The sequence below is a fragment of the Amycolatopsis ponsaeliensis genome (assembly GCF_030182635.1).
Taxonomy (GTDB): Bacteria; Actinomycetota; Actinomycetes; order Mycobacteriales; family Pseudonocardiaceae; genus Amycolatopsis; species Amycolatopsis ponsaeliensis.
The window spans coordinates 248,876-268,892 of sequence record NZ_JAPZLD010000008.1 but is presented as its reverse complement, the minus strand read 5'-3'; the positions used below and the strand labels follow the sequence as shown (position 1 = coordinate 268,892).

22 protein-coding genes and 1 tRNA gene are annotated in these 20,017 nt (G+C 73.0%); 10 read left to right on the top strand and 13 right to left on the bottom strand.

Annotated elements, in window-relative coordinates; genetic code table 11:
- Window positions 1–34: 34 nt before the first annotated feature.
- From QQ657_RS15010 to QQ657_RS15000, 3 genes are all read right to left on the bottom strand, one after another.
- A tRNA-Leu gene (locus tag QQ657_RS15010) sits at window positions 35–118 on the bottom strand.
- Window positions 84–1,889, bottom strand: a complete 1,806-nt coding sequence (locus QQ657_RS15005; protein ID WP_284742736.1) for an AfsR/SARP family transcriptional regulator — start codon at window positions 1,887–1,889, stop codon at window positions 84–86. Before QQ657_RS15005 ends, QQ657_RS15010 begins: the two co-directional genes overlap by 35 nt.
- A gap of 18 nt (window positions 1,890–1,907) precedes the next feature.
- Window positions 1,908–2,849: an NmrA/HSCARG family protein gene (locus QQ657_RS15000; RefSeq protein ID WP_284742735.1), complete on the bottom strand. Its 942-nt coding sequence runs from the start codon at window positions 2,847–2,849 to the stop codon at window positions 1,908–1,910.
- Between the two features lie 154 nt (window positions 2,850–3,003).
- Here QQ657_RS15000 and QQ657_RS14995 point away from each other — a divergent pair, with 154 nt between their 5' ends.
- Entirely contained in the window at window positions 3,004–3,780 is a 777-nt protein-coding gene (locus tag QQ657_RS14995; protein WP_284742734.1) for a cellulose-binding domain-containing protein, read from the top strand.
- On the opposite strand, the gene QQ657_RS14990 is transcribed toward QQ657_RS14995, so the two are convergent.
- The 3 genes from QQ657_RS14990 to QQ657_RS14985 all read right to left on the bottom strand — a co-directional run bounded on the left by QQ657_RS14990 (window position 3,752) and on the right by QQ657_RS14985 (window position 5,972).
- Complete coding sequence (locus tag QQ657_RS14990) at window positions 3,752–4,804, bottom strand: cytochrome P450 (protein WP_284742733.1); 1,053 nt, start codon at window positions 4,802–4,804, stop codon at window positions 3,752–3,754. The genes QQ657_RS14995 and QQ657_RS14990 overlap by 29 nt on opposite strands.
- A 62-nt stretch (window positions 4,805–4,866) precedes the next feature.
- Window positions 4,867–4,944, bottom strand: coding sequence for a tryptorubin family RiPP precursor (locus QQ657_RS56720; protein WP_225440239.1), 78 nt, complete (start codon window positions 4,942–4,944; stop codon window positions 4,867–4,869).
- Between the two features lie 134 nt (window positions 4,945–5,078).
- Window positions 5,079–5,972, bottom strand: coding sequence for a LysR family transcriptional regulator (locus QQ657_RS14985; RefSeq protein WP_284742732.1), 894 nt, complete (start codon window positions 5,970–5,972; stop codon window positions 5,079–5,081).
- 96 nt (window positions 5,973–6,068) lie between these two features.
- Between QQ657_RS14985 and mdlC the strand changes: the two genes are divergently transcribed.
- From mdlC to QQ657_RS14970, 3 genes are read left to right on the top strand one after another with little or no spacing between them, the layout of a single operon-like run.
- On the top strand, window positions 6,069–7,643 hold the full coding sequence (gene mdlC, locus QQ657_RS14980) for a benzoylformate decarboxylase (protein ID WP_284742731.1): 1,575 nt from the start codon (window positions 6,069–6,071) through the stop codon (window positions 7,641–7,643).
- Between the two features lie 2 nt (window positions 7,644–7,645).
- Complete coding sequence (locus QQ657_RS14975; protein WP_284742730.1) at window positions 7,646–9,073, top strand: benzaldehyde dehydrogenase; 1,428 nt, start codon at window positions 7,646–7,648, stop codon at window positions 9,071–9,073.
- Between the two features lie 10 nt (window positions 9,074–9,083).
- On the top strand, window positions 9,084–10,292 hold the full coding sequence (locus QQ657_RS14970) for an MFS transporter (RefSeq protein WP_284742729.1): 1,209 nt from the start codon (window positions 9,084–9,086) through the stop codon (window positions 10,290–10,292).
- Here the strand turns inward: QQ657_RS14970 and QQ657_RS14965 are convergent, their stop codons facing one another.
- Entirely contained in the window at window positions 10,293–10,466 is a 174-nt protein-coding gene (locus QQ657_RS14965) for a hypothetical protein (protein WP_284742728.1), read from the bottom strand.
- A gap of 147 nt (window positions 10,467–10,613) precedes the next feature.
- Window positions 10,614–11,222, bottom strand: coding sequence for an HSP18 transcriptional regulator (locus QQ657_RS14960; RefSeq protein WP_284742727.1), 609 nt, complete (start codon window positions 11,220–11,222; stop codon window positions 10,614–10,616).
- 106 nt (window positions 11,223–11,328) lie between these two features.
- On the opposite strand from QQ657_RS14960, the gene QQ657_RS14955 reads away from it, so the two are divergent.
- Window positions 11,329–12,129 (top strand): ANTAR domain-containing protein, encoded by an 801-nt coding sequence (locus QQ657_RS14955; protein ID WP_284742726.1) that lies wholly within the window; start codon window positions 11,329–11,331, stop codon window positions 12,127–12,129.
- 68 nt (window positions 12,130–12,197) lie between these two features.
- Window positions 12,198–12,827: a maleylpyruvate isomerase family mycothiol-dependent enzyme gene (locus QQ657_RS14950; RefSeq protein ID WP_284742725.1), complete on the top strand. Its 630-nt coding sequence runs from the start codon at window positions 12,198–12,200 to the stop codon at window positions 12,825–12,827.
- A gap of 22 nt (window positions 12,828–12,849) precedes the next feature.
- On the opposite strand, the gene QQ657_RS14945 is transcribed toward QQ657_RS14950, so the two are convergent.
- Genes QQ657_RS14945 through QQ657_RS14935 form a run of 3 tightly spaced genes read right to left on the bottom strand, consistent with a single transcriptional unit; the run spans window position 12,850 to window position 14,156 of the window.
- Window positions 12,850–13,296: a nitroreductase/quinone reductase family protein gene (locus QQ657_RS14945; RefSeq protein WP_284742724.1), complete on the bottom strand. Its 447-nt coding sequence runs from the start codon at window positions 13,294–13,296 to the stop codon at window positions 12,850–12,852.
- A 52-nt stretch (window positions 13,297–13,348) separates the two neighbouring features.
- Complete coding sequence (locus tag QQ657_RS14940; RefSeq protein ID WP_284742723.1) at window positions 13,349–13,522, bottom strand: hypothetical protein; 174 nt, start codon at window positions 13,520–13,522, stop codon at window positions 13,349–13,351.
- Between the two features lie 43 nt (window positions 13,523–13,565).
- Window positions 13,566–14,156, bottom strand: a complete 591-nt coding sequence (locus QQ657_RS14935; RefSeq protein WP_284742722.1) for a TIGR03086 family metal-binding protein — start codon at window positions 14,154–14,156, stop codon at window positions 13,566–13,568.
- Window positions 14,157–14,255: 99 nt separating this feature from the next.
- On the opposite strand from QQ657_RS14935, the gene QQ657_RS14930 reads away from it, so the two are divergent.
- From QQ657_RS14930 to QQ657_RS14920, 3 genes are read left to right on the top strand one after another with little or no spacing between them, the layout of a single operon-like run.
- Window positions 14,256–15,515: an amidase family protein gene (locus QQ657_RS14930; RefSeq protein ID WP_284742721.1), complete on the top strand. Its 1,260-nt coding sequence runs from the start codon at window positions 14,256–14,258 to the stop codon at window positions 15,513–15,515.
- Window positions 15,516–15,522: 7 nt separating this feature from the next.
- Entirely contained in the window at window positions 15,523–16,326 is an 804-nt protein-coding gene (locus QQ657_RS14925; RefSeq protein WP_284742720.1) for a MerR family transcriptional regulator, read from the top strand.
- Between the two features lie 12 nt (window positions 16,327–16,338).
- A complete protein-coding gene (locus QQ657_RS14920) occupies window positions 16,339–17,358 on the top strand; it encodes an SEFIR domain-containing protein (protein ID WP_284742719.1) in 1,020 nt (339 codons plus the stop codon).
- Between the two features lies 1 nt (window position 17,359).
- Here the strand turns inward: QQ657_RS14920 and QQ657_RS14915 are convergent, their stop codons facing one another.
- Entirely contained in the window at window positions 17,360–17,719 is a 360-nt protein-coding gene (locus QQ657_RS14915) for an ArsR/SmtB family transcription factor (protein WP_284742718.1), read from the bottom strand.
- A 54-nt stretch (window positions 17,720–17,773) separates the two neighbouring features.
- On the opposite strand from QQ657_RS14915, the gene QQ657_RS14910 reads away from it, so the two are divergent.
- The gene (locus QQ657_RS14910) at window positions 17,774–18,727 is read left to right on the top strand and encodes a cation diffusion facilitator family transporter (RefSeq protein WP_284742717.1); all 954 of its coding nucleotides are present in this window, start codon (window positions 17,774–17,776) and stop codon (window positions 18,725–18,727) included.
- Window positions 18,728–18,823: 96 nt separating this feature from the next.
- Here QQ657_RS14910 and QQ657_RS14905 read toward each other — a convergent pair whose 3' ends face one another.
- Entirely contained in the window at window positions 18,824–20,002 is a 1,179-nt protein-coding gene (locus QQ657_RS14905; RefSeq protein WP_284742716.1) for an MFS transporter, read from the bottom strand.
- Between the last annotated feature and the right edge of the window lie 15 nt (window positions 20,003–20,017).

The window sequence follows — 20,017 nt, the reverse complement described above, 5'->3', positions numbered from 1 at the left end:
AAGATCGCGTTTCGCGATCCGTGGGGTAATACTGTGTCCGAGGGGGGACTTGAACCCCCACGCCCGTTAAGGGCACTAGCACCTCAAGCTAGCGCGTCTGCCATTCCGCCACTCGGACCTGCTGAAGAAAGAGTATACGGCTCCTCCGCACCCTCCTTCAGGGGGGTCTGGATCCGCTCCTGAACTGCCTCTGGCATCATCGGCGAGTTTCGAACCTGCTGCATCGATTCAGCCAAGCGGCCTCGGGCGAACATGCGGACCGGCTCCTGGTAGCTGTAGCGCTCCGGGCCGGACGGGTCCAGTAAGTGTGCGTCCGCCAGGGACTCCAGCAGGATCGTCGTGTCCGCCCACCCCAGCTCCAGGACCTCCGACGCCGTTGTCGTCGAGAACGTCGGGAATGCCGATAACAGCGCGAATGCCCGGGCCTGCAAGGGAGTCAGCTCCGCCAGCGCCGACTCGTACGGCTTCTCGATCGCCTGGCACTCCGGGGGCGTTGCCGGTGACCCCGGCGCCGGGCGGCCCACTCGCTTCAGGGCCTCCGCCATCGTCCACGCCGGGCGGGCTGCCAAGCGGGCGCCGATTGCCTGGATCACCTGGGGTAGGCCCGCTGTTCGGGACGCCAATGTCCGAGCCTCCGGGAGCTCGCGGCTGACTCGCTCCGGGCCCAGGAGCTGGGTGAGCAGGGCCACCGAGTCCGGGAGATCCAGGCCGCCCAGTTTTGTCCAGTGGGCCTGGGCCAGGTCGTACCTGCGCCGGCGGGCCGTGATCATCACCGCTGGGCCTCCCGCGCCCGGGAGCAGGGGGCGGAGGTCGTCCGCTGGGCGGGCGTTGTCCAGGATCACCAGCAGGTGACGACCCGTCGTGCGGGTTCGCCACAGCGCCGCTCGCTCGCTGACCGATGGCGGGAGGTCCGTCACGCCGATGCCGCGCAACAACTCCGACAGCGGGTCTGCCGACTCGGCCATGTCCAGGAACAGGCGGCCGTCCGGGAAGCTCGGGGTCAGGATGTGGCCGATGTGGACCGCCAACGCCGTCTTGCCGATCGCCGCCAAGCCCTCGATGCCGATCACCGATGCCCTGGTCAGAGCATCGGAGAGCGCCGAAGTCTCCGAAACCCGGCCGACGAACTCCGGGAGGTCCGGGGGCAGCTGCGACGGGCGGGACAGCGGTGCCAGCGAAGGGTCCGCCGCCAGGATCCGGCGCTGCATCTCCTGCAGCTCAGGCCCAGGATAGAGGCCCAGTTCGGACTCCAGCAACCGCTGCGTCCGGGCATAGACGTCCAGGGCCTCGGCCTGGCGGCCCGAGCGGTACAGCGCCAGCATCTGCAGCTCGCGGGGCCGCTCGCGCAACGGCTGCTCCGCGATCAAGCCGGCAAGAGCCGTCACCGCTTCGACGTGCCTGCCGGCCTCGATGTCGGCCGCCGCCAGGTCCTCGCGGGCCGTCACGTGCAGCTCGGAGAGGCGGACGCGGGCGGCCTCCGCGTAGTCGCCGTTCACTCCGGTCAAAGGCGTGCCGTGCCACAAAAGAAGCGCCGCTCGCAACGAGTCGGGGCCGGCCGACGACAGCAGGCGCTGGAACTCCGTGACGTCCAGGGATGCCGGCCGGATCGCGTAGCCGCCGCCGGTGGACTCGATCGGTACCCCCGCGTGCCGCAGGCGCGACACGTACGAGCGCACCATGCCGACCGCCGCCCTCGGCTCGGCGCCGCCCCACAACGCCGAGACCAGCTGGGACGGCGACAGCGGCGTGCCCTCCTGCAGGAGCAGCACCGCCAGCGCCGCCCGCTGCTGGGGTGGCCCCAGCTCGATCTCGGCGTCGCCGCGCCACGCCCGGATCGGGCCCAGGACTTCGAACCGCATCGCATCGGTCACGCAGAGCGCAACCGGCACCCGCGGAGCGGTATTCCGTCACAGCCCTTGGAAGGCCTCCCGGTGCCCGGCGAGCCAGGTGGCGAAGTCCTGCAGGCGGGGGTTGAGCTCCCGCACCGCCTCCGGGTCGCGCGCGCCGGCGAACACGTCTTCGTGCTCGGCGTAGTAGAAGAACATGTTCGAGAGGTCGTCGGCGCCGGGGAAGCCCGACGACCGCAGCGCCTCGACGCTCATCGGCCGGTACGCGACGTCGGTGCCGAGCTCCTTGGCGAACGCCGCCGCGTACTCCTCGCCGGTCAGGTTCTCACCGGAGATGCTGATCCGCTCCCCCGCCGCCGACGGGCCCTGCGCGAAGACGCCGAACGCGGTCCGGCCGATGTCCTCCGCCGCGATGCCCGGCAGCCGCGCGTCGCCCATCGGCAGGTGCAGGGCGAGGACGCCGTCGTCGTCGCGGACCGGGCGGAAGAAGTCGACGAACGCCTCGAAGTAGAACGTCGTGGAGAGGAACGTCGTCGGCACGCCCGCCTCGACGAAGAACTTCTCCGCCTCGGCCTTGCTGTCGAAGTGCGGGACCTTGTACCGCTCGTGCAGCGTCGGCACGCGGTCGTCGCGCAGGTGCAGGCGCGTGTCCGGCAGGGTCGACCAGATCACGTGCCGCAGCCCCGTGGCCTTCGCGGCCGCCGCCATCGCGCGGGCCTGCAGCTGCTCGCGTTCGACGGAGTTGTACTCCCAGAACGCGGTGACCAGGTAGGCGCCGTACGCGCCTTCGAGGGCCTTCGTGAGGCTCGCTTCGTCGTCGAGGTCCGCGGCGACGACTTCGGCGCCGCGGGCGGCCAGCGCCTGTGCGGCCGCCGAGTCCGGGTTGCGCGTGAGCGCGCGCAGGGCGAACCGCCGCTCCGGGTCGTCGAGGATCGCGCGGGCCAGCCCGCCGCCCTGCTGGCCGGTCGCGCCGACGACGGCGATGATCTTCTGGTCGGACATCGGAACCTCCTGGGCTCGGGCCGGGCGTTCCGGCCACCGGTCCAGGTAAGCGCCGCGAGATGCACGGCGAGTGCACGCAGCGTGCACGTGGTTTACAAGACCACCCCGGGATTCCTAGGATTCGCCGGTCGGGCCGCAGAACTGGAGGATCCGGATGGCGCGCGCCGGTCGGCGGCAGGACGACGAGATCTCGGTCGCCGAGCTGCTCCGCGAAACCGGGGCGACACCGCGGTCGCTCGGCGGTCCGCCCGAGGCCACGCCCGCTCGCGACGAGGACACCGGCGACGGCTACCGGGAACGCCTCGAGCAGCGGGCCCGGGAGGCGGCCGCGGCCCAGCAGCGGGCCGGACGGCGGATCCGGTGGGTTTCCGCGGTCGGCGGCGCCGTCGTAGTGGTCGGCAGCCTCGTGCTCATCGCGGTCACGTCCGAAAGCTCCCCGGGGCGGCAGGCGGCGCTCACCCCGGACTCGCTCGCGCCGGCGACGACGGCTCCGCGGTCGACCACGCCGGTCCCGGTGAAACCGAACCCCACGCCGATCCCGACCGTGCTGCGGCAGACGGAGTCCTCGGCCCCGCCACCGCCGCGGACCCAGGCGCCGCCCGTCGAGACCGCCACGTGCGTCGTGCGCTTTTCCGTGACGGACCAGTGGAACGACGGCTTCACCGCGGGCGTCGCCATCACCAACAAGGGCAGCGGGACGCTCTCGCCGTGGACGCTCTCCTGGACGTTCACCGCCGGCCAGCGGGTCACCCACGGCTGGGACGGCAAGTACAGCCAGAGCGGCAGCCGGGTCACGGTGATCGCCGAGTCCTACAACGCCACCCTCGCTCCGGGCGCCACCGTCAGCACCGGCTTGAACGGCGCCTTCGACCACGGCAACCCGGCGCCCACGGCGTTCACGCTCAACGGCGCCCGCTGCGACGCGGGCTGACGATCTTCACGTCGGCCAGCTCCAGCAGGCCGTCCAGCTCGACGCGCGCGCGGGTGCGCCGCGGATCGGGCACCAGACCTTCGGCGCGGACGACGTCGAGCAGGCGGCTCGCCAGCGGCAGCACCAGGTGGCGTCCCCAGCAGCGCTCGCTGACGTGCCCGAACGGCAGGTAGCCGGGATGGCGGTCGGCGTCGAGCTCGGCCCAGCGCCGCGGCCGGAACTCGTCCGGCGCCTCCCAGAGCTTCGGTGAGCGGTGGCTCAGCAGCGGCAGTAGCAGGACGTCGTCGCCGGGCGTGATGCGCGTGTCGACCTCGGTGAATTCCGGCGAGCGCACGCGCAGGACGTTCCACGACGGCGGCAGCAGCCGCAGCGCCTCGTTGAGGACGTACTCGTTCGGGACGTCGTCGTCGAACGGCGCGCCCAGCCACACCGCGTTGGTCACCAGCGCGGCGACCGTGAAGCAGATCGGCCCGGCGACCCGGCGGTAGAGGTACATCCGGAACCGCCGCTCGGCCAGCGTCCCGGCGGCCACGACCTGCCGCGCGAGGGTGGACAGCGGCACTTCGGGTGCAGGCGGGCGGACCAGCGCGGCGCCGGCGGTGACGGCCGACCACGTCAGCTTCGGGGTCAGCTCCAGGCGCCGGTCGACGAGCACGCGGAACCGCCGCAGCTCCGGCCCGAAGACGAACCGGCGCAGGTAGTCGTGCGGCACGGCCGGCCATGCGCCGGTCAGGTCCGGGGAGTCGGCGGGCCGCTTCAGCGCCGCCCGGACGTCCGCGCCCAGGGCCTGCATGAGGCTCGCGGACTCGGCGCGGGTGACCTCGCGGCCCAGTACCGGCTTGAACGTCGGACGTTCCTCGGCGTTGGCCGGGCGGGCGCGCAGGACGGCGTCCATCAGCTCCGGGTCCGCGATCCCGACGGTGTCTTGTTCGAGCCGGAAGAGCCCGCCGTCGCGGTGGTTACGGAGCAGTTCTTCCAGGCGGGGCGCGAAGACGACCGCGCGCTGGGCGGGGGCGATGACCACGTTCGGCACTCCTCGACGGGAACGGGCCGGCCCCGGGGGGTGTCCGGGACCGGCCGCGACGATCAGATCCAGCCGTACCAGGCGTAAGCCTTCAGGCTCTTCTTGGGAAGCGCTTTCTTGACCAGGCGGACGAGCTTCACCGGATTCCTCCCTAGCTCGGTTGTCAGGACCGTGACCGAGACTAGGCAGAGCGGGATCGGTTCAGCACGAAGCACTACACGTTCGGCCCAGATCTTTCGGCGCGAAATGGGCGCGAGGAAAAATGCGTGTTAAATCAGCTGAGCACTTCGCGCATGAATGTCACAAGCCACTGCTGTGCCGGGCTGCGCGCGTGCGTGTGGCGCGTGTACACCGACACCTGCGCCGGCTCGACGTCCATCGGCAGCTCGAACAGCCGGACGCGGTGCTCGGCCGCGAACATCTCCGCCACCAGGCGCGGCACCATCGCCACCAGTTCGCTGTCCTGGACCAGGTACGGCAGGGCCGCGAACCGGGTCACCTCCAGGACCACCCGGTCGAGCAGCCCGCACGCCTCGAGCGCGCGGCGCGGGCCGTCGTGGCCGGTCGGGCCGAACACCGTCACGTGCCGCTCCGCCGCCAGCTGCTCGAACTCGACCGACGAACCCAGGCGGGGGTGGTCGCCGGACACCATCCCCAGGTAGCCCTCGGAGAACAACGGGACCCGCGCGACGCGTTGCGAGCTGATCAGCGGCGACGCGATGAACGCGTCGATCTCGCCGCGGCCGAGCTGGTCGGCCGCGCGGTCGACGTCCAGCGGCCGGACCGTGAGCGTCACGCCGGGCGCCCGCGCGGGCAGCGCCGCCATCAGGCGCGGCAGCAGCGAGATCTCCCCCAGGTCCGACAGGCACAGCGTGAACGCCGCCCGGGCCGTCTCGGGCGAGAACGACCACGCGCCGCTGACCGCCGACTCGATGCCGGACAGCGCGCTGTGCAGGGGTTCGTAGAGCGCGCGGGCGGTCGTCGTCGGCACCAGGCCGCCGCCCGTGCGGCGGAACAGCTCGTCGGAGAACCGGCGCCGCAGCTTCTGCAGGCTGTAGCTGATCGTCGGCTGCGTGACGTGCAGGGATTCCGCCGTGGCGGTCACGCTGCGAGTCTCGTAGAGCAGCACGAACGTGCGCACCAGGTTGAGGTCGAAATCCCGCATCATCGATCCTCTCTATGAAGCACCTGGCCAACATCTATTGGAACACGACCAGGCGGCTTCCCTAGGGTCTGGTCCAACCCGTCCGAGGAGGACCCGAGCATGCCCACCGTCCGCCGGATCGCCCACGAGTTCCTGCACCGCCGAGGCCTGACCACGATCTTCGGCAACCCCGGCTCGAACGAGCTGCCGTTCCTCGCCGAGCTGCCGGACGGCTTCCGGTACGTCCTCGGCCTGCACGAAGGCGCCGTCGTCGGGATGGCCGACGGCTACGCCCAGGCCACCGGCCGGCCGGTGCTGGTCAACCTGCACGCCGCCGCCGGCTCCGGCAACGCGATGGGCGCGCTGACCAACGCCGTCTACTCGCGCTCTCCCCTGGTGCTCACCGCCGGCCAGCAGGTGCGGGCCGCCATCGGCATGGAGGCGATGCTCGCCAACGTCGACGCCACGCAGCTGATGCGCCCCCTGGCCGCCTGGTCCGGCGAGCCGAGCTGCGCCGAAGACGTCCCGCGCTCACTCGCGCAGGCGGTGTTCGAAGCCGAGCTGCACCGGCGCCCGAGCTACCTCTCGGTGCCCTACGACGACTGGGCCGCCGAGCTGCCCGCGAACGCCGCCGTGACCCTGGATCGGACCGTGACGAGAGGCTTGGCCCCGAGCGAGGCCCAGCTCGACGACCTGGCCGCCGTCGTCGCCGCGGCGAAGAACCCCGCGCTCGTCCTGGGCGGGGACATCGACGCCACCGGCTTGTTCGACCGGGCCGTCGCGCTCGCCGAGCACCTCGGCCTGCCGACCTGGGTGGCGCCGTCGCCGCACCGGCTGCCCTTCCCCAACCGGCACCCGCTCTTCCGCGGCGTGCTCCCGGCCGGCATCGCGCCGGTCTCGGACGCGCTGACCGGGCACGACCTCGTGCTCGTCCTCGGCGCGCCGGTGTTCCGCTACCACCAGTACCTGCCCGGTGCGTACCTGCCGGAAGGCACGCGGCTGATCCAGGTGACCGACGACGTCGGCGCCGCGGCCCGCGCGCCGATGGGCGAGGCGCTGGTCGCCGACTGCGCGCCGGTGATCGAGGCGCTGCTGGCCAAGGTGCCCGCCCGGCCGTCGAGCGGTGGCCGTGTCGGGAACCCGGAGCCCAAGACCGGCGCGAAGGCGTTGCACCCGGAGCAGGTCTTCGCGGCGCTGCGGGAAACACAGGCCGCGGACACCCGGTACGTCGTCGAATCGACCTCGACGAGCTCGGCCTGGTGGCGGCAGATGGACCTGCGCCGCGAGGGGTCGTACTTCTTCCCCGCCGCCGGCGGCCTCGGGTTCGGCCTGCCCGCCGCGGTCGGCGTCGCGATGGGCAGCCCGGACCGCCCGGTCGTCGGCATCATCGGCGACGGCTCGGCGAACTACGGCATCACGGCGCTGTGGACCGCGGCGCACTACCGCGTCCCGGTCACGTTCGTGATCCTGCGCAACGGCGTCTACGGCGCGCTGAAGTGGTTCGCCGAGGTGCTCAGGACGCCGGACGTGCCGGGCACCGAGATCCCCGGCCTGGACTTCACCGCCATCGCCGCCGGCTACGGCGTTTCCGCCACCGCGGTCACCGACCTCGACCACCTGTACACCGAGCTCAAGACGATCCCGGACGGCCCGCGGCTGATCCAGGTCGACACCGAACCGACCTCCCCGGAGTGATCATGACCCTGCTCGACGAAGACTTCGCCCGCGGTAGCGGCGGGACCCACCCGGTCGTCGAACCGGCCACCGGGGAAACCCTCGGCGGCGTGGGCATCGCGACGCCGGACGACGTCGCGGAGGCGGCCGCGGCCGCTGCCGTGGCCCAGCGCGACTGGGCCCGGCGCAAGCCCGCCGAACGGGCCGCGGTGCTGCGCCGCGCCGGTGAACTGTGGGAGGCGCACGCGGCCGAGGTGCAGGACTGGATCGTCCGCGAAGCCGGTTCGACGCGGCCCAAGGCCGGGATCGAAACGGAGATGGCGGCCGGGATCTGCTTCGAGGCCGCGGCCCTGCCCACCCATCCGCGCGGCGAGGTGCTGAGCACCGGCGAACCGCGCTGGTCGCTGGCCCGGCGCGTCCCGGCCGGAGTGGTTTCGGTGATCTCGCCGTTCAACTTCCCGCTGATCCTGGCGATCCGCTCGGTCGCGCCCGCGCTCGCGCTCGGCAACGCCGTGCTGCTCAAGCCGGACCTGCGCACCGCGGTGTCCGGCGGGGTGAGCCTGGTGCGCGTCTTCGAAGAGGCCGGGCTGCCCGACGGCCTGTTGCACCTGCTGCCCGGGGACGCCGCCGTCGGCGCCGCGGTGGTCGACGCGCCCGAGGTGTCGGTCGTGTCGTTCACCGGCTCGACGGCCGCCGGGCGCAAGGTCGGCGAGGCCGCCGCCCGGGCGCTCAAGCGCGTGCACCTGGAGCTGGGCGGGAACAACGCGCTCGTCGTGCTGCCGGGGGCCGACGTCGCCAAGGCCGCGTCCGCCGGCGCGTTCGGCTCGTTCCTGCACCAGGGCCAGATCTGCATGACGACCGGCCGCCACCTCGTCCATGAGTCCCAAGTGGACGAATACGTCGAGGCCCTCTCCGAGAAGGCGCGGCGGCTGCCGGTGGGCGATCCGGCCGCCGGCGACGTCGCGCTCGGCCCGATCATCGACGACCGGCAGCTCGCGCACGTCACCGACGTCGTCGACCGCAGTGTCGCGGCGGGCGCCCGCGTGCTGGCCGGCGGCAAGCCCGACGCGCCGTACTACCCGCCGACCGTCCTCTTCGGACTGTCCGATGAGAACCCCGCCTGGCGCGAGGAGATCTTCGGCCCGGTCGCGCCGGTGCGCGCCTACCGCGACCTCGGAGAGGCCGCGCGGATCGTCAACGACTCCGAGTACGGCCTGTCGGTCGGCATCCTCGGCGACGTCGGCACCGCGATGACGCTGGCCGACGAGGTCCGCTCGGGCAAGGTGCACATCAACGAGCAGACCGTCGGCGACGAGCCCACCGCGCCGTTCGGCGGCGTCGGCGACTCCGGCAACGGCTCCCGCTTCGGCGGCGCCCAGGCCAACATCGAGGCCTTCACCGAGACCCAATGGCTGACCGTCCGCGCGGAGATCGCGGGCTACCCCTTCTAGGAGCACGACAATGACGACGTCTCCCGCCCGTCCGGTGTGGACGGCGGTCCTCTGCTGGCTGACCGTCCTGCTCGAGGGCTACGACCTGGTCGCGCTCGGCGCCACCATCCCCACCCTGCTGAAGAGCGGCTACCTCGGCTTCACCGCGGCCGGCGCGACCGCGGTCGCCACCGTGTCACTGGTGGGCGTCGCGGTCGGCGCGGCGTTCCTCGGCCCGCTCACCGACCGCTTCGGCCGCCGCGGCATGCTCATCGGCTCGGTGCTGCTGTTTTCGCTGTTCACCCTGCTGACGCCGCTGGCGCCGAACGTGGCGACGTTCGGGATCTTCCGGTTCGCCGCCGGGCTCGGCCTCGGCGCGTGCATGCCGGTGGCGCTGACCGTGATGTCGGAGAACCTCCCGGCGCGGCGGCGGGCCAGCGCGAGCACGTTCACCATGACGGGTTATCACGTCGGCGCGGTGCTGACGTCGATCCTCGCGCTGTCCGCGAAGGACGACTGGCACGTGCTCTTCTACGGCGGCGGGATCGTCGGCCTGCTGGCCGTGCCGCTGATGTGGTGGAAGCTGCCGGAGTCGGCCGCCTACCTCGCGTCCAAGGAGGACGCGGCGGCCGAGCGCGTCGGCCTGCGCGACCTGCTCGGCGCGCGGTTCCGGCGGATCAGCATCGCCGTGTGGACCGGCTCGTTCATGGGGCTGCTGCTGGTGTACGGGCTCAACACGTGGCTGCCGCAGCTGATGCGCACGGCGGGCTACCCGATTTCGACGTCGATCACGTTGCTGCTGGTGCTCAACATCGGCGCGGTGCTCGGGCTGGTGCTGGCCGGCACGATCGCCGACCGGTTCGGCATCCGCCCGATCGCCCGGATCTGGTTCGGCGCGGGCGCGGTGCTGCTCGCGGCGCTGAGCCTGAAGATCGGGAACGCGTTCGTGCTCAACGCGGTCGTGCTGCTGACCGGCGTGTTCGTGTTCTCCGCGCAGGTGCTGATCTACGGGTACGTGGCGCAGGCGTTCCCGGCGCAGGCCCGCGGCACGGCGCTCGGGCTGACGTCGGCGGTCGGGCGCCTCGGCTCGATCCTCGGGCCGTTCGTGACGGGCGCGCTGGTCACGGCCGGGGTCGCGTACCCGTGGGGGTTCTACTTCTTCGCCGTCGTGGCCGCGTTCGGGCTGGTCGCGGTACTGATGTTGCGGAGTGAGGCACGCGCGGAGCTGGCGGCGGTGTAGTCAGGCCGTTTCCTCGGGGCGGCGGCGCATGGTCGGCTCGGGGTCCTCGGTGCGGCGGTCGGAGTCTTTCAGCACTTCGCGGGCCTGGGCTTCGGGGTCGGCGCTGTCGGCGGCTTGTTCTTCGGGCAGGAGCTCGGCGCGGGTTTCGGTGCGGTCGGGGATCTTGTCGTCCATGCCGGGGTGGTACCCGCTGATGTCCGGGCTCAGACACCCCGGGCGGCTGACGCGCCTGGGTTGCGAGCCGGGGATGGCGAGACTGGCCCAGCCCGGCGGGCGACTGCCGCTGGCCTCATCGGCGAGCGTCGTCGCCAAACCGGAGTCTCAGTCCTTCGTGCGCCGGTTGCCCGCAGCGTCGCGGCGGAGGCGGTTCGTCTCGTCCGAGATCTCCTCCAGCTGCTCCGCCAGCCCTGCGTGATCGTCGGCCAGATGGGGCTGGGCCGCGGCCAGCGGCGGCAACAGCGTCGCCGGGTCGTCGTCGCCCAGGGCGGCGCCCAAGCGGTCCGCGCTCTCCTGGGCCGCCGGGCCGAGGCCGTCCAGTGCGCTCACCCGGCCGGCCAGCTGGCGCAGGATCACCGAGTTGCGGCGTGCCCAGTCGGCGACCGCCCGGTCGCCCGCCCGGCGGTCGCGCTCCGCGTCGACCCGGGCCTCGCCCGTCTTCTCTCCCGAGTTCGACGGCTGCAGCCGCAGGTAGCGGCGTTCCGCGGCCTGGCGGCTCGCCACGCCCAGCGCCGGTGCCAGCGCCACCCAGCTGGCGCCCGCCGCGCGCGCCGCGGTGATCAGCTCGGGCTCCCACCCGGCGAGTTCCTCGCGCAGCACGCGCAGGCCGGCCAGCGCGGACAGCAGCCGGTCCTGGTCCGCCGAGCCGGCGCGGGCGGCCGTGACCGCTTCGTGGACCCGGCGCAGCGCGTCGGCGGGGTTACTTGCGTCCATCCGTCATCCTTTCGACGACCCGATTCTTGTCATCGTTCTGATGACATGCTAGAACAAGAACGCGTGGTAACGCCAGAGCCGTCGAGATGACGTCGAGGAGAATCGCGTGAGCACCGAGAGACCGATGACGGACGAGCGCGGGCCCGTGACCGCACTGCTCGAGGAACTCCTGGCGCGGATCGCCGCCGACGTGCCGGGCGCCGTCGGTGCGGCGGTTTCCGTGCACCACAACGGACATCCGCTGCACGTGGCCGCCGCCCACGGGCTCGCGGCCACCTTCGTCCCGGCCCAGCTGGACGGGTTCGGCGGCCCGGTCCCGGCCGCCGGCCGGACGGGCGAGCCGGTCGTCACCGCCGACGTCTTCGCCGACGAACGCTGGCCGTCGCTCACCCTGAGCGGCCTGATCGAACGTCACCCGGAGCTGGCGGCGGACTGGTCGCGCGTCCGCGGCGCCGCGGCGCTGCCCGCTCCCTGGGACGTCGAGGACAGCCTGGTGCTGTCGGTGACGCTCGACCGGCCCGCCACCGACGAGACGCTGAAGGTCTTGCGGCGCAACGAAAGGCTCACCGCTTCGGCGCTGATCGTCGCCGAAGCGGCCCGGCCGGACCGGGCCGAGCAGATGCTCGACCTCCTGCAGTCGCGGGCAGCGTTGGAGGAGGCGAAGGGCATCGTCATCGCCCTGCGCCGCTGTGACCCCGATGAGGCCTGGGAGACGCTCAGGCGGGCGAGCCAGCAGTTCAACGTCAAGGTGCGCGAGCTCGCCGTGGCGCTGGTGGAACTGCTGGCCGGCGCCCCGGCGCCGCAGCCCGGCGGCGACCGCACGATCCGTCCGGGTCCTGCCGCCCGGGCCGCCGCCGAGCAGGTGCTGCGGGCGTTCGAGCGCGAGGCCGAGCTGACCGGCGTGTAACGCTCCGGGCGTCGCGGGCGACCTGCGTGCACCGGGATCGCCGATCCCGGACGGCCCGAGGAGGCCCGATGCCGGATGCCGGCCCCTGGCCCGAGATCCACCGGGAGCGCGCCGCGCTGGCCGACGACCTCGCGGACGTGCAAGCCTGGTCGACGCCGTCCCTGTGTCGCGAGTGGACAGTCCACGAAGTACTCGGCCACGTCGTCTCGACCGCGACGTTGAACCCGGCCACGTTCTTCGCGCGGCTGGCCGGCTCCGGGTTCCGGTTCGCCACGATGACGACGAGGAACATCGCCCGCGAGACCGCGGACGGCCCCGCGGCGACGCTCGCCCGGCTGCGCGCGCACGCGAACGACACGACCGGGCCGCCGGGCCCGGCGGATTCGTGGCTCGGCGAGGTCGTGGTGCACGGCACGGACATCCGCTGGCCGCTCGGGCTCGACCGCGCGTTCCCGGCCGCGACGTTGATCCGGGTGGCTGAGTTCTACCGCCGGTCCAACCTGCTGATCGGCGCGAAGAACCGGGTCGCCGGGCTCACGCTCCGGGCGAGCGACGCGGAGTGGTCGGCCGGGAGCGGGCCGGAGGTGGCGGGGCCGTTGCTCGCGTTGGTGATGGCGATGACCGGCCGGGAGGCGGCGCTGGAACAGCTGTCCGGCGCCGGGTTGGAGCAGCTCTCGGCCCGGTGCCGGACAAGCTGAGTCCGGCGGTCCGGCTCGCCGGCTAGGCCGGGTCGATGCGGAACACCGCGATACGCTCCGCCGCCGCAGCCGCCCCCTCCGGAGTTGCCTTCTCCGCGAGCCCCGTCGTCACCAACCGCTTTCCGACACTGGCCGGACTGCTCGCCACCAGCTCGCGCAAGAGCGGGCGCCGCTCCTCCACCGGGACCTCCGTCAACCGGGCCGCCTTCGTGCGGCGGCCGCGCGTCAACGTCACCGATTCCGCCGCCCGCGCGTTCGCCACCCATGCCGCCTTCGGGTAGGCCTGGAAGATGTAGCGGTCTCCGTCGATCGGGATCACCGCGATCGGGAACGTCCGGGGCACCCCCGTGCGGCGCCCCGGGACCGTGAGCAGCTGCATCGGGCCGAACGCGACACCCAGGCGCTGGAGCCCCACGACGATCTTGTTCCCGGCGTTGACCATCCGCCGGTAGTTCTGCGCTGTTGTCATGCCACGACCGTACACGAGATCATATGAGTTTCATATGATCTGTGACTCGTACTCAGTGGCGGTCCGGGCCGGGCTCGGTTTCCGGCGGCAGCGGGTCCGGTACGGGCGTGCCCGGCTCGGGCGACGGCACGTCCGGCGTGGGGCCGGGCGGGTCCGGGACGAGGGGATCCGGCGAGATCGGCTCGGGCGGCGCCGGGGGTGCGGTCATCCAGGCCGTGGTCGGCATCGGTCTTCCCTCCGCCACGCGCCGTCCGCGGCTCGGACGGCGATCACCGGTGGTTACCACCACTGTGCGAAACGGAAACACGGCGGCCGAGGAAGGCCAGCATCCGCGTCTGCTCGTCGGCGCCGGCGGGCGGGACGAGCTCCGGCCCGAAGAACCCCGGCCGGCGCACGGCGTTCGCCCGCGCCCAGGCGAACGCCACCGCCACGAGCTCCGGCGGGAGCCGCACGTCCTGACCGGCCGCCGAGCCGATGTCCCAGCTGTGCGCCGCGAGGTCGGTGGTCAGCAGCGCGACGATGCCGGCGACCGGGATCTCGCCGAGCCCGGGCAGCGAAACCGGCCTGCCCAGCTCCTCGTCGGTCAGCGCACCGACCAGAGCGGCCCGCCACGTCTCGACAGGGTCCGCCCCGGCCAGCACGGCGGGATGCGGAGCTCCCGGCGCGCCCGCGGTCTCGGCGTAGTCCTCGCCGGTCGCCCAGGCCCGCAGCTGCCGCTGACCCCAGACGACGTGCCCGGCGACGTCCCGCACCGACCACTCCGTGCACGCCGAGGGCGTGTCCCACTGGTCGTCGCGCACCGCCGCCAGCACCGCGTCGAACCCGTCCTGGGCGTGCCGGTACAAGTCCATCGTGTCCATTTCGCTCCTTCGCCGAGGTGTCCTGTCCCCCGAGGACGAACGGGCGCGGCCGGACTCGACAGTTGACCCTGACACCGTGTCAGCCGCTATTCCGGACCCATGACGTTCTTCCGCACCGCCACCGAGGTGGCCGCCGACCTCCGCCGGGGCACGCTCTCGGCCCGCGAGCTGACCGAACAGCTCTTCGCCCGCATCGACGCCTCCGACGTCAACGCCGTCGTCGCGACCCGCCGCGACTTCGCGCTCGAAGCCGCGGCGAAAGCAGACGCGACGACCGGCGGCCCGCTGCACGGCGTCCCGATGACGATCAAGGACGCCTTCGCCGTCGCCGGGATGGCCACGACCTGGGGTGAACCGGCCTTCGCGGACAGCGTCGCCGACGAGGACGCCGTGGTCGTCGAACGCCTGCAGGCGGCCGGCGCGATCGTCGTCGGGAAGTCGAACGTCCACCACATGCTCGCCGACTTCGGCCGGACCGAGAACCCGGTCTACGGGCGGACGGTGAACCCGCGGGACCACGCCCGGACACCGGGCGGGTCCAGCGGCGGCGCGGCGGCCGCGCTCGCGGCCGGACTGTCCTTTTTGGAGTACGGCTCCGACCTCGCCGGGTCGATCCGGATCCCGGCGGCGTACTGCGGCGTCTACGGCCTCAAGCCGACGCCGGGAACCGTGCCACTGCGCGGTTTCCAGCCGCCCGGGCCGCCCGCCGATCCGGTGCGGGAGTTCCCGTCGGCCGTCGGTCCCCTCGCCCGCTCGGCCGCCGACCTGCGGCTCGCGCTGAGCGTCACCGCCGGACCGGGAACGCCTTCACGGCGGTCGCGGCTCGCGGACTTCCGCGTCGGCGTCGTCCTCGACGATCCGGACTGCCCGGTGACCGGCGAGGTCGGCAAGGTCCTGTCGGACGCCGTCGACGCGCTCGCGCGGGCCGGTGTGCAGGTGACCGAAGGCTGGCCGGACGGCGTCGATCCGGCCGTCCAGGCGGAGGCGTTCGGCTTCCAGGTCGAGTGGTTCTTCGCCGCGATGGAAGGCCGGGAGCCGGTCGGCGCGGCCGAGCAGGAGCGGCAGCGGGCCGCGCTGGGGGCGGCGTGGGCCCGGTACTTCAGAGGCGTCGACGTCTTCCTCTGCCCGACCGTGTTCACGACGGCCTTCCCGCACGACGACCGGCACCGCTACGACGACCAGGTGTTCTGGGTCGCGCAGGCGTCGCTGCCCGGGCTGCCGGCGGTGAGCGCGCCGATCGGGGGCACGCTGCCGGTCGGGCTGCAGGTGATCGGGCCGGCGCACGAAGACGACACCGCGATCACGTTCGCGGAGCTCGCCGCGGACGTCCTCGGCGGGTTCGTCCCGCCTGCGGAATGATCGGGCCGTGTTCTCGATCGGCGACTTCGCGCGCCACGGCCGGGTGTCGGTCCGGATGCTGCGCCACTACGACGCGCTCGGGCTGCTGCGGCCGGCGCGCGTCGACGCCGCGACCGGCTACCGCAGCTACACGGCGGGCCAGCTGGCGCGGCTCAACCGGATCGTCGCGCTGAAGGACCTCGGGTTCACCCTCGAGCAGGTGGCGACGCTGCTGGCCGAAGACGTCTCGGCCGAGCAGGTGCGCGGCATGCTCACCCTGCGCCGGGCGGAGCTGGAAGCCGCGCTGGCGGAAGGCGCGGCGCGGCTCGCGCAGGTCGAGGCACGGCTGCGGACGATCGAGGACGAAGGTCACGCACCCGACGTCGTCGTGAAGGAGCTGCCGGCGATGCGCGTGGTGGAGCTGACGGGCGTCGCGGCGGGGTTCGCGCCGGAGGCGATCGGCCCGGTGGTGCGCCCGCTGTGCGCGGAGCTGGGCCGCCGTCTCCCCGCGGCGGACGTCACCCCGGCCGGGCGGCTGACCTGCTACTACGAGCAGCGCGCGGAGGACGAGGTCGTCGTGCACGCGGCGGTTCCGGCGTCGGTCGGCGCGGGCGACCTCAACGGCTTGGCGGTGGCGGACCTCGCTCCGGTCCGCGCGGCGACGCTCGTCCACCGCGGCGCGATCGACGGCGTGCTGCCGAGCTGGCAGGCGGTCGTCCGCTGGATCGACGACCACGGGTTCACCTCGGCCGGGCCGCAGCGGGAGCTGTACCTGGACTGCCCGGAGGATCCGGCGGGCTGGGTGACGGAACTGCAGGAGCCGATCGGCTGAGAGAATCCCCCGATGACGACGTCCGCTCAGCCCCGTGCCTTCATTTCCTACGTCCGGGACACCGAGCAGCACTGCGACGAGGTCCGGGAGTTCGCGGCTCTGCTGCGGGGAAGCGGGATCGACGTCGAACTCGACCAAGGCGCCGGCCAAGACCGGTATGCCTGGGCGCTGAAGAACCTCGGCGAAGCCGATTTCGTGCTCGTGGTGGCCTCGGAAGGCCACCGGCGGGCAGGCGACGGAACCGAAGCTTCGGCGCTGCGCGACCTGCTCGAGGACGATCGGCGCGACTGGACCGGGAAGCTGCTGCCCGTGATCCTGCCCGGCCGGAAGATCGGCGACCTCCCCGCGTTCTTGCGGGGTCACCACGCCGACCACTTCCTGGTCTCCGCTCTGACGGTGGACGGAGTCGACCACCTGCTCCGCCATCTGACCCGGCGGTCCTTGGCGGTCTCCTGGCGATCCGAGCTGCTCCCGCAGGACTACCGGCCGCGAAGTCCGCTCGTCGAGGTGCATCTCGTCCCGGCCGGGCCGGCGGCCCGCTACGGCGTGCCCGAGCTCGCGCGGACGTGTGAGGAACTGGCGACGCTGGGAACGTCCGAGGGGCTCTTCTCGCAGTCCTTGAGCGCCGGATCGTCCGCGGACGCGGCGTGGGCGTTTTCGCCCGACGGGCAAGGCGGGGAATGCGGACTCGCCGTGGTGCGCGATGGTCAGCGGACGTGCTGGTTTCCCTTGCCCGGTGCGCTCTTCGACCGGGAAGACCTGGCGCGGCAGGTCTCGGCCCGGCTGCGCACCCTGCTGGCCATCAGCCTGCCGAAGCCCGGCCGCTTCGCTCCCGGGATCGGGTTGGATCCGGTCACCGCGACGACCGGGATCGCCGAGGCGTCGGCTCACCACAAGACCTTCAGCCTGACCAGCCCCGGACGCATCAGGATCGGCCCCGAGGAGTCCTTCGCGCCCGAAGAGCTGGATCGCGCGGCCGGGGAAATCGCCGAAGAACTCGTCGCGCGGCTCGAGGCTCCGCTGGAGCGCTGAGTTACTGCGTCCGCGGGTGGTGGGCGTGCTCGGCCGGGAGGTCGCGGTCCAGGTGGTCCGCGTGGTGCAGCGCCTGGGCCAGCAGGCCGCGCACGTGGTTGTCGGCCGCGGAGTAGTAGACGAACGTCCCTTCGCGGCGGCCCTTCACCAGGCCCGCCAGCCTGAGCTTCGCCAGGTGCTGGCTGACCGCCGTCGGGGCCGCGCCCGCCAGCTCCGCCAGGCACGCCACCGACGACTCGCCCTGCAGCAGCGCCCACAGCACCTTGATGCGGGTCGGGTCGGCGAGCAGGCGGAACGACTCCGCGGCCAGGTGGACCTGCTCGTCGGTGGGCATGTCGAACTCCGGCGACGACGCGTGCATGCCGCGAACCTTACTACTTGCGTATCTGCGTGCATGCGCAGATAGACTCATCGCATGGGACACGGACACGGGCACAGCCACGACAGCGCCGGGCGCGTCGACCACGCCCTCGAAACCAGCCGGCGCGGCCTGCGCACGCTGACGTGGTCGTTCGCCGCGCTGTTCGTGACCGCCGTCGCGCAGCTGGTGCTCGTGCTCGTCACCGGCTCGGTCGCGCTGCTCGGCGACACGATCCACAACTTCGCCGACGCGCTCACCGCCGTCCCGCTCGGCATCGCGTTCGTGCTGGGCCGGCGCGCGGCGACGCGGCGCTACACCTACGGCCTCGGCCGCGCGGAAGACCTGGCCGGCGTGGTCGTCGTGCTGGTCGTCGCGGCATCGGCGGTGCTCGTCGGGTACGAGTCGGTCCTGCGGCTGCTGGATCCGCGGCCGGTCGGCCACCCGTGGATCGTCGCGGCCGCGGGCGTGATCGGCTTCGCCGGCAACGAGCTCGTCGCGCGGTACCGGATCAAGGTCGGCCGGGAGATCGGCTCGGCCGCGCTGGTCGCCGACGGGGTGCACGCCCGGACCGACGGCTTCACGTCGCTGGCCGTCGTCGCGGGCGCGGCCGGGGTGCTGTTCGGTTTCCCCTCGGCGGACCCGATCGTCGGGCTCGGCATCACGGTGGCGATCGTGTTCGTGCTGCGCGACGCGGCGAAGGAGGTGTTCCGGCGGCTGCTGGACGCCGTCGACCCGGAGTCGGTGGAGCTGGCCGAGCGGACGGCCCTGGACGTCGAGGGCGTGCTCGGCGCGCGTGACCTGCGGATGCGATGGGTCGGGCACCAGCTGCGGGCCGAGGTGGCGGTGACCGTCGCGGCGGACCTGACGGTCGGCGAAGCCCACGCGCTCGCGCACACCGTGGAGCACCGGCTGGTGCACACGATCCCGCGGCTGGCCGCCGTGGTGGTCCACACCGAACCCGAGGTGGGCGCGGAACGGGCTCACGAGGCGGTCGGTCACCACCACTAACTGGGCATCACCCGTGTTCGAAGGGGCATCACTCGTGATTGGGGAGGCATCACGTGTGATTGAAGGGGCATCACTCGTGATTGGCGGGTCGACACGTCAGGCCGGGGCCGGCTGACGTGCGCCCGCTCGCCAGACCGCGGCGGCCGACAGGGCGGTCAGGGTCGCCAGGGCGCCGGATACCGCCACCGCCGTTGCCGGGCCCACCTGCTCCGCCAGCACTCCCGCGCCGACGATCGCCACGCCCTGCGAGCTGGAGAGGCACGTGGCGAGGCGGCCCATCACCGTGCCGCGGCGGGCGTCCGGGACCAGGTCGGCGACCGCCGCCTGCAAGCGGATGAGATACACCGTCGACAGGCCGCCCGACAGTGCCCAGAATCCCGCCGCCCACCACGGGCCCGGCAGCAGCGGGCACACCAGCAGCGGCAGCCCGGCCAGCGCCGCCGGGACGGCGACCGAACGCGGTGCCGCCCGCGGCCGGGACGCCGTCTTGGCCGCCCACCAGCCACCCAGCACGCTGCCGACCGGGTCCGCCGCCATCAGGATCCCCACGCCGGCCGACCCGATGCCCGCCGACGCCGCGTACGGCGCCGCGAGACCTTCCGGCACCACGAGGAAGCCGATCAGCGCCGCGAACCCGTACACCGCGACCAGCACCGGCCCCGCCTGCGCCGGCAGCCCGGCCGTCTTCGTGGCCCGCGCCGCCGGGCGGGGCCGCACGAACGCCACGACGACCGCCGCGCTCGTCAGGAACGTCGCCGCGTTGACCAGCAGCGCGAGGGCCGGCCCGGTCGCCGTCACCAGGACGCCGCCCGCGCCGAACCCGGCGACCTGCACCGCCTGGATGGTGATCTGGCGCAGGCCCATCCCGGCCTGGAACAGCGGCCCCGGCAGGACGTCCGGGAGCAGCGCCAGCTGCGCGGCCTTGAACGGCGCGGACGCCAGCGTCAGCACGCCGATGAGCCCCCACAACAGCCACAGCGGCAGCCCCGGCACGGCCATCGCGGCCGCGAGCAGACCGCGGACGACGTCGGTCGCGACGACGACCGCCCGCCGCGGGTACCGGTCGGCCAGCCCGGACAGCAGGACGCCGCCGAGCACGGCCGGGACGAACGTCAGCGCGTACGTCAGCGCGGTCAGCGCCGCCGAGTTCGTCCGGGCGAAGACCACCAGCGCCAGCGCGACCCGGGCGACCTGGTCGCCGCACACCGACAGTCCTTCGGCCAGCCAGAGCGCCCGGAACTCCCGGACGCGCAGCGCGTCACCGAACCCCGTCACCCTTACCACCCCCGG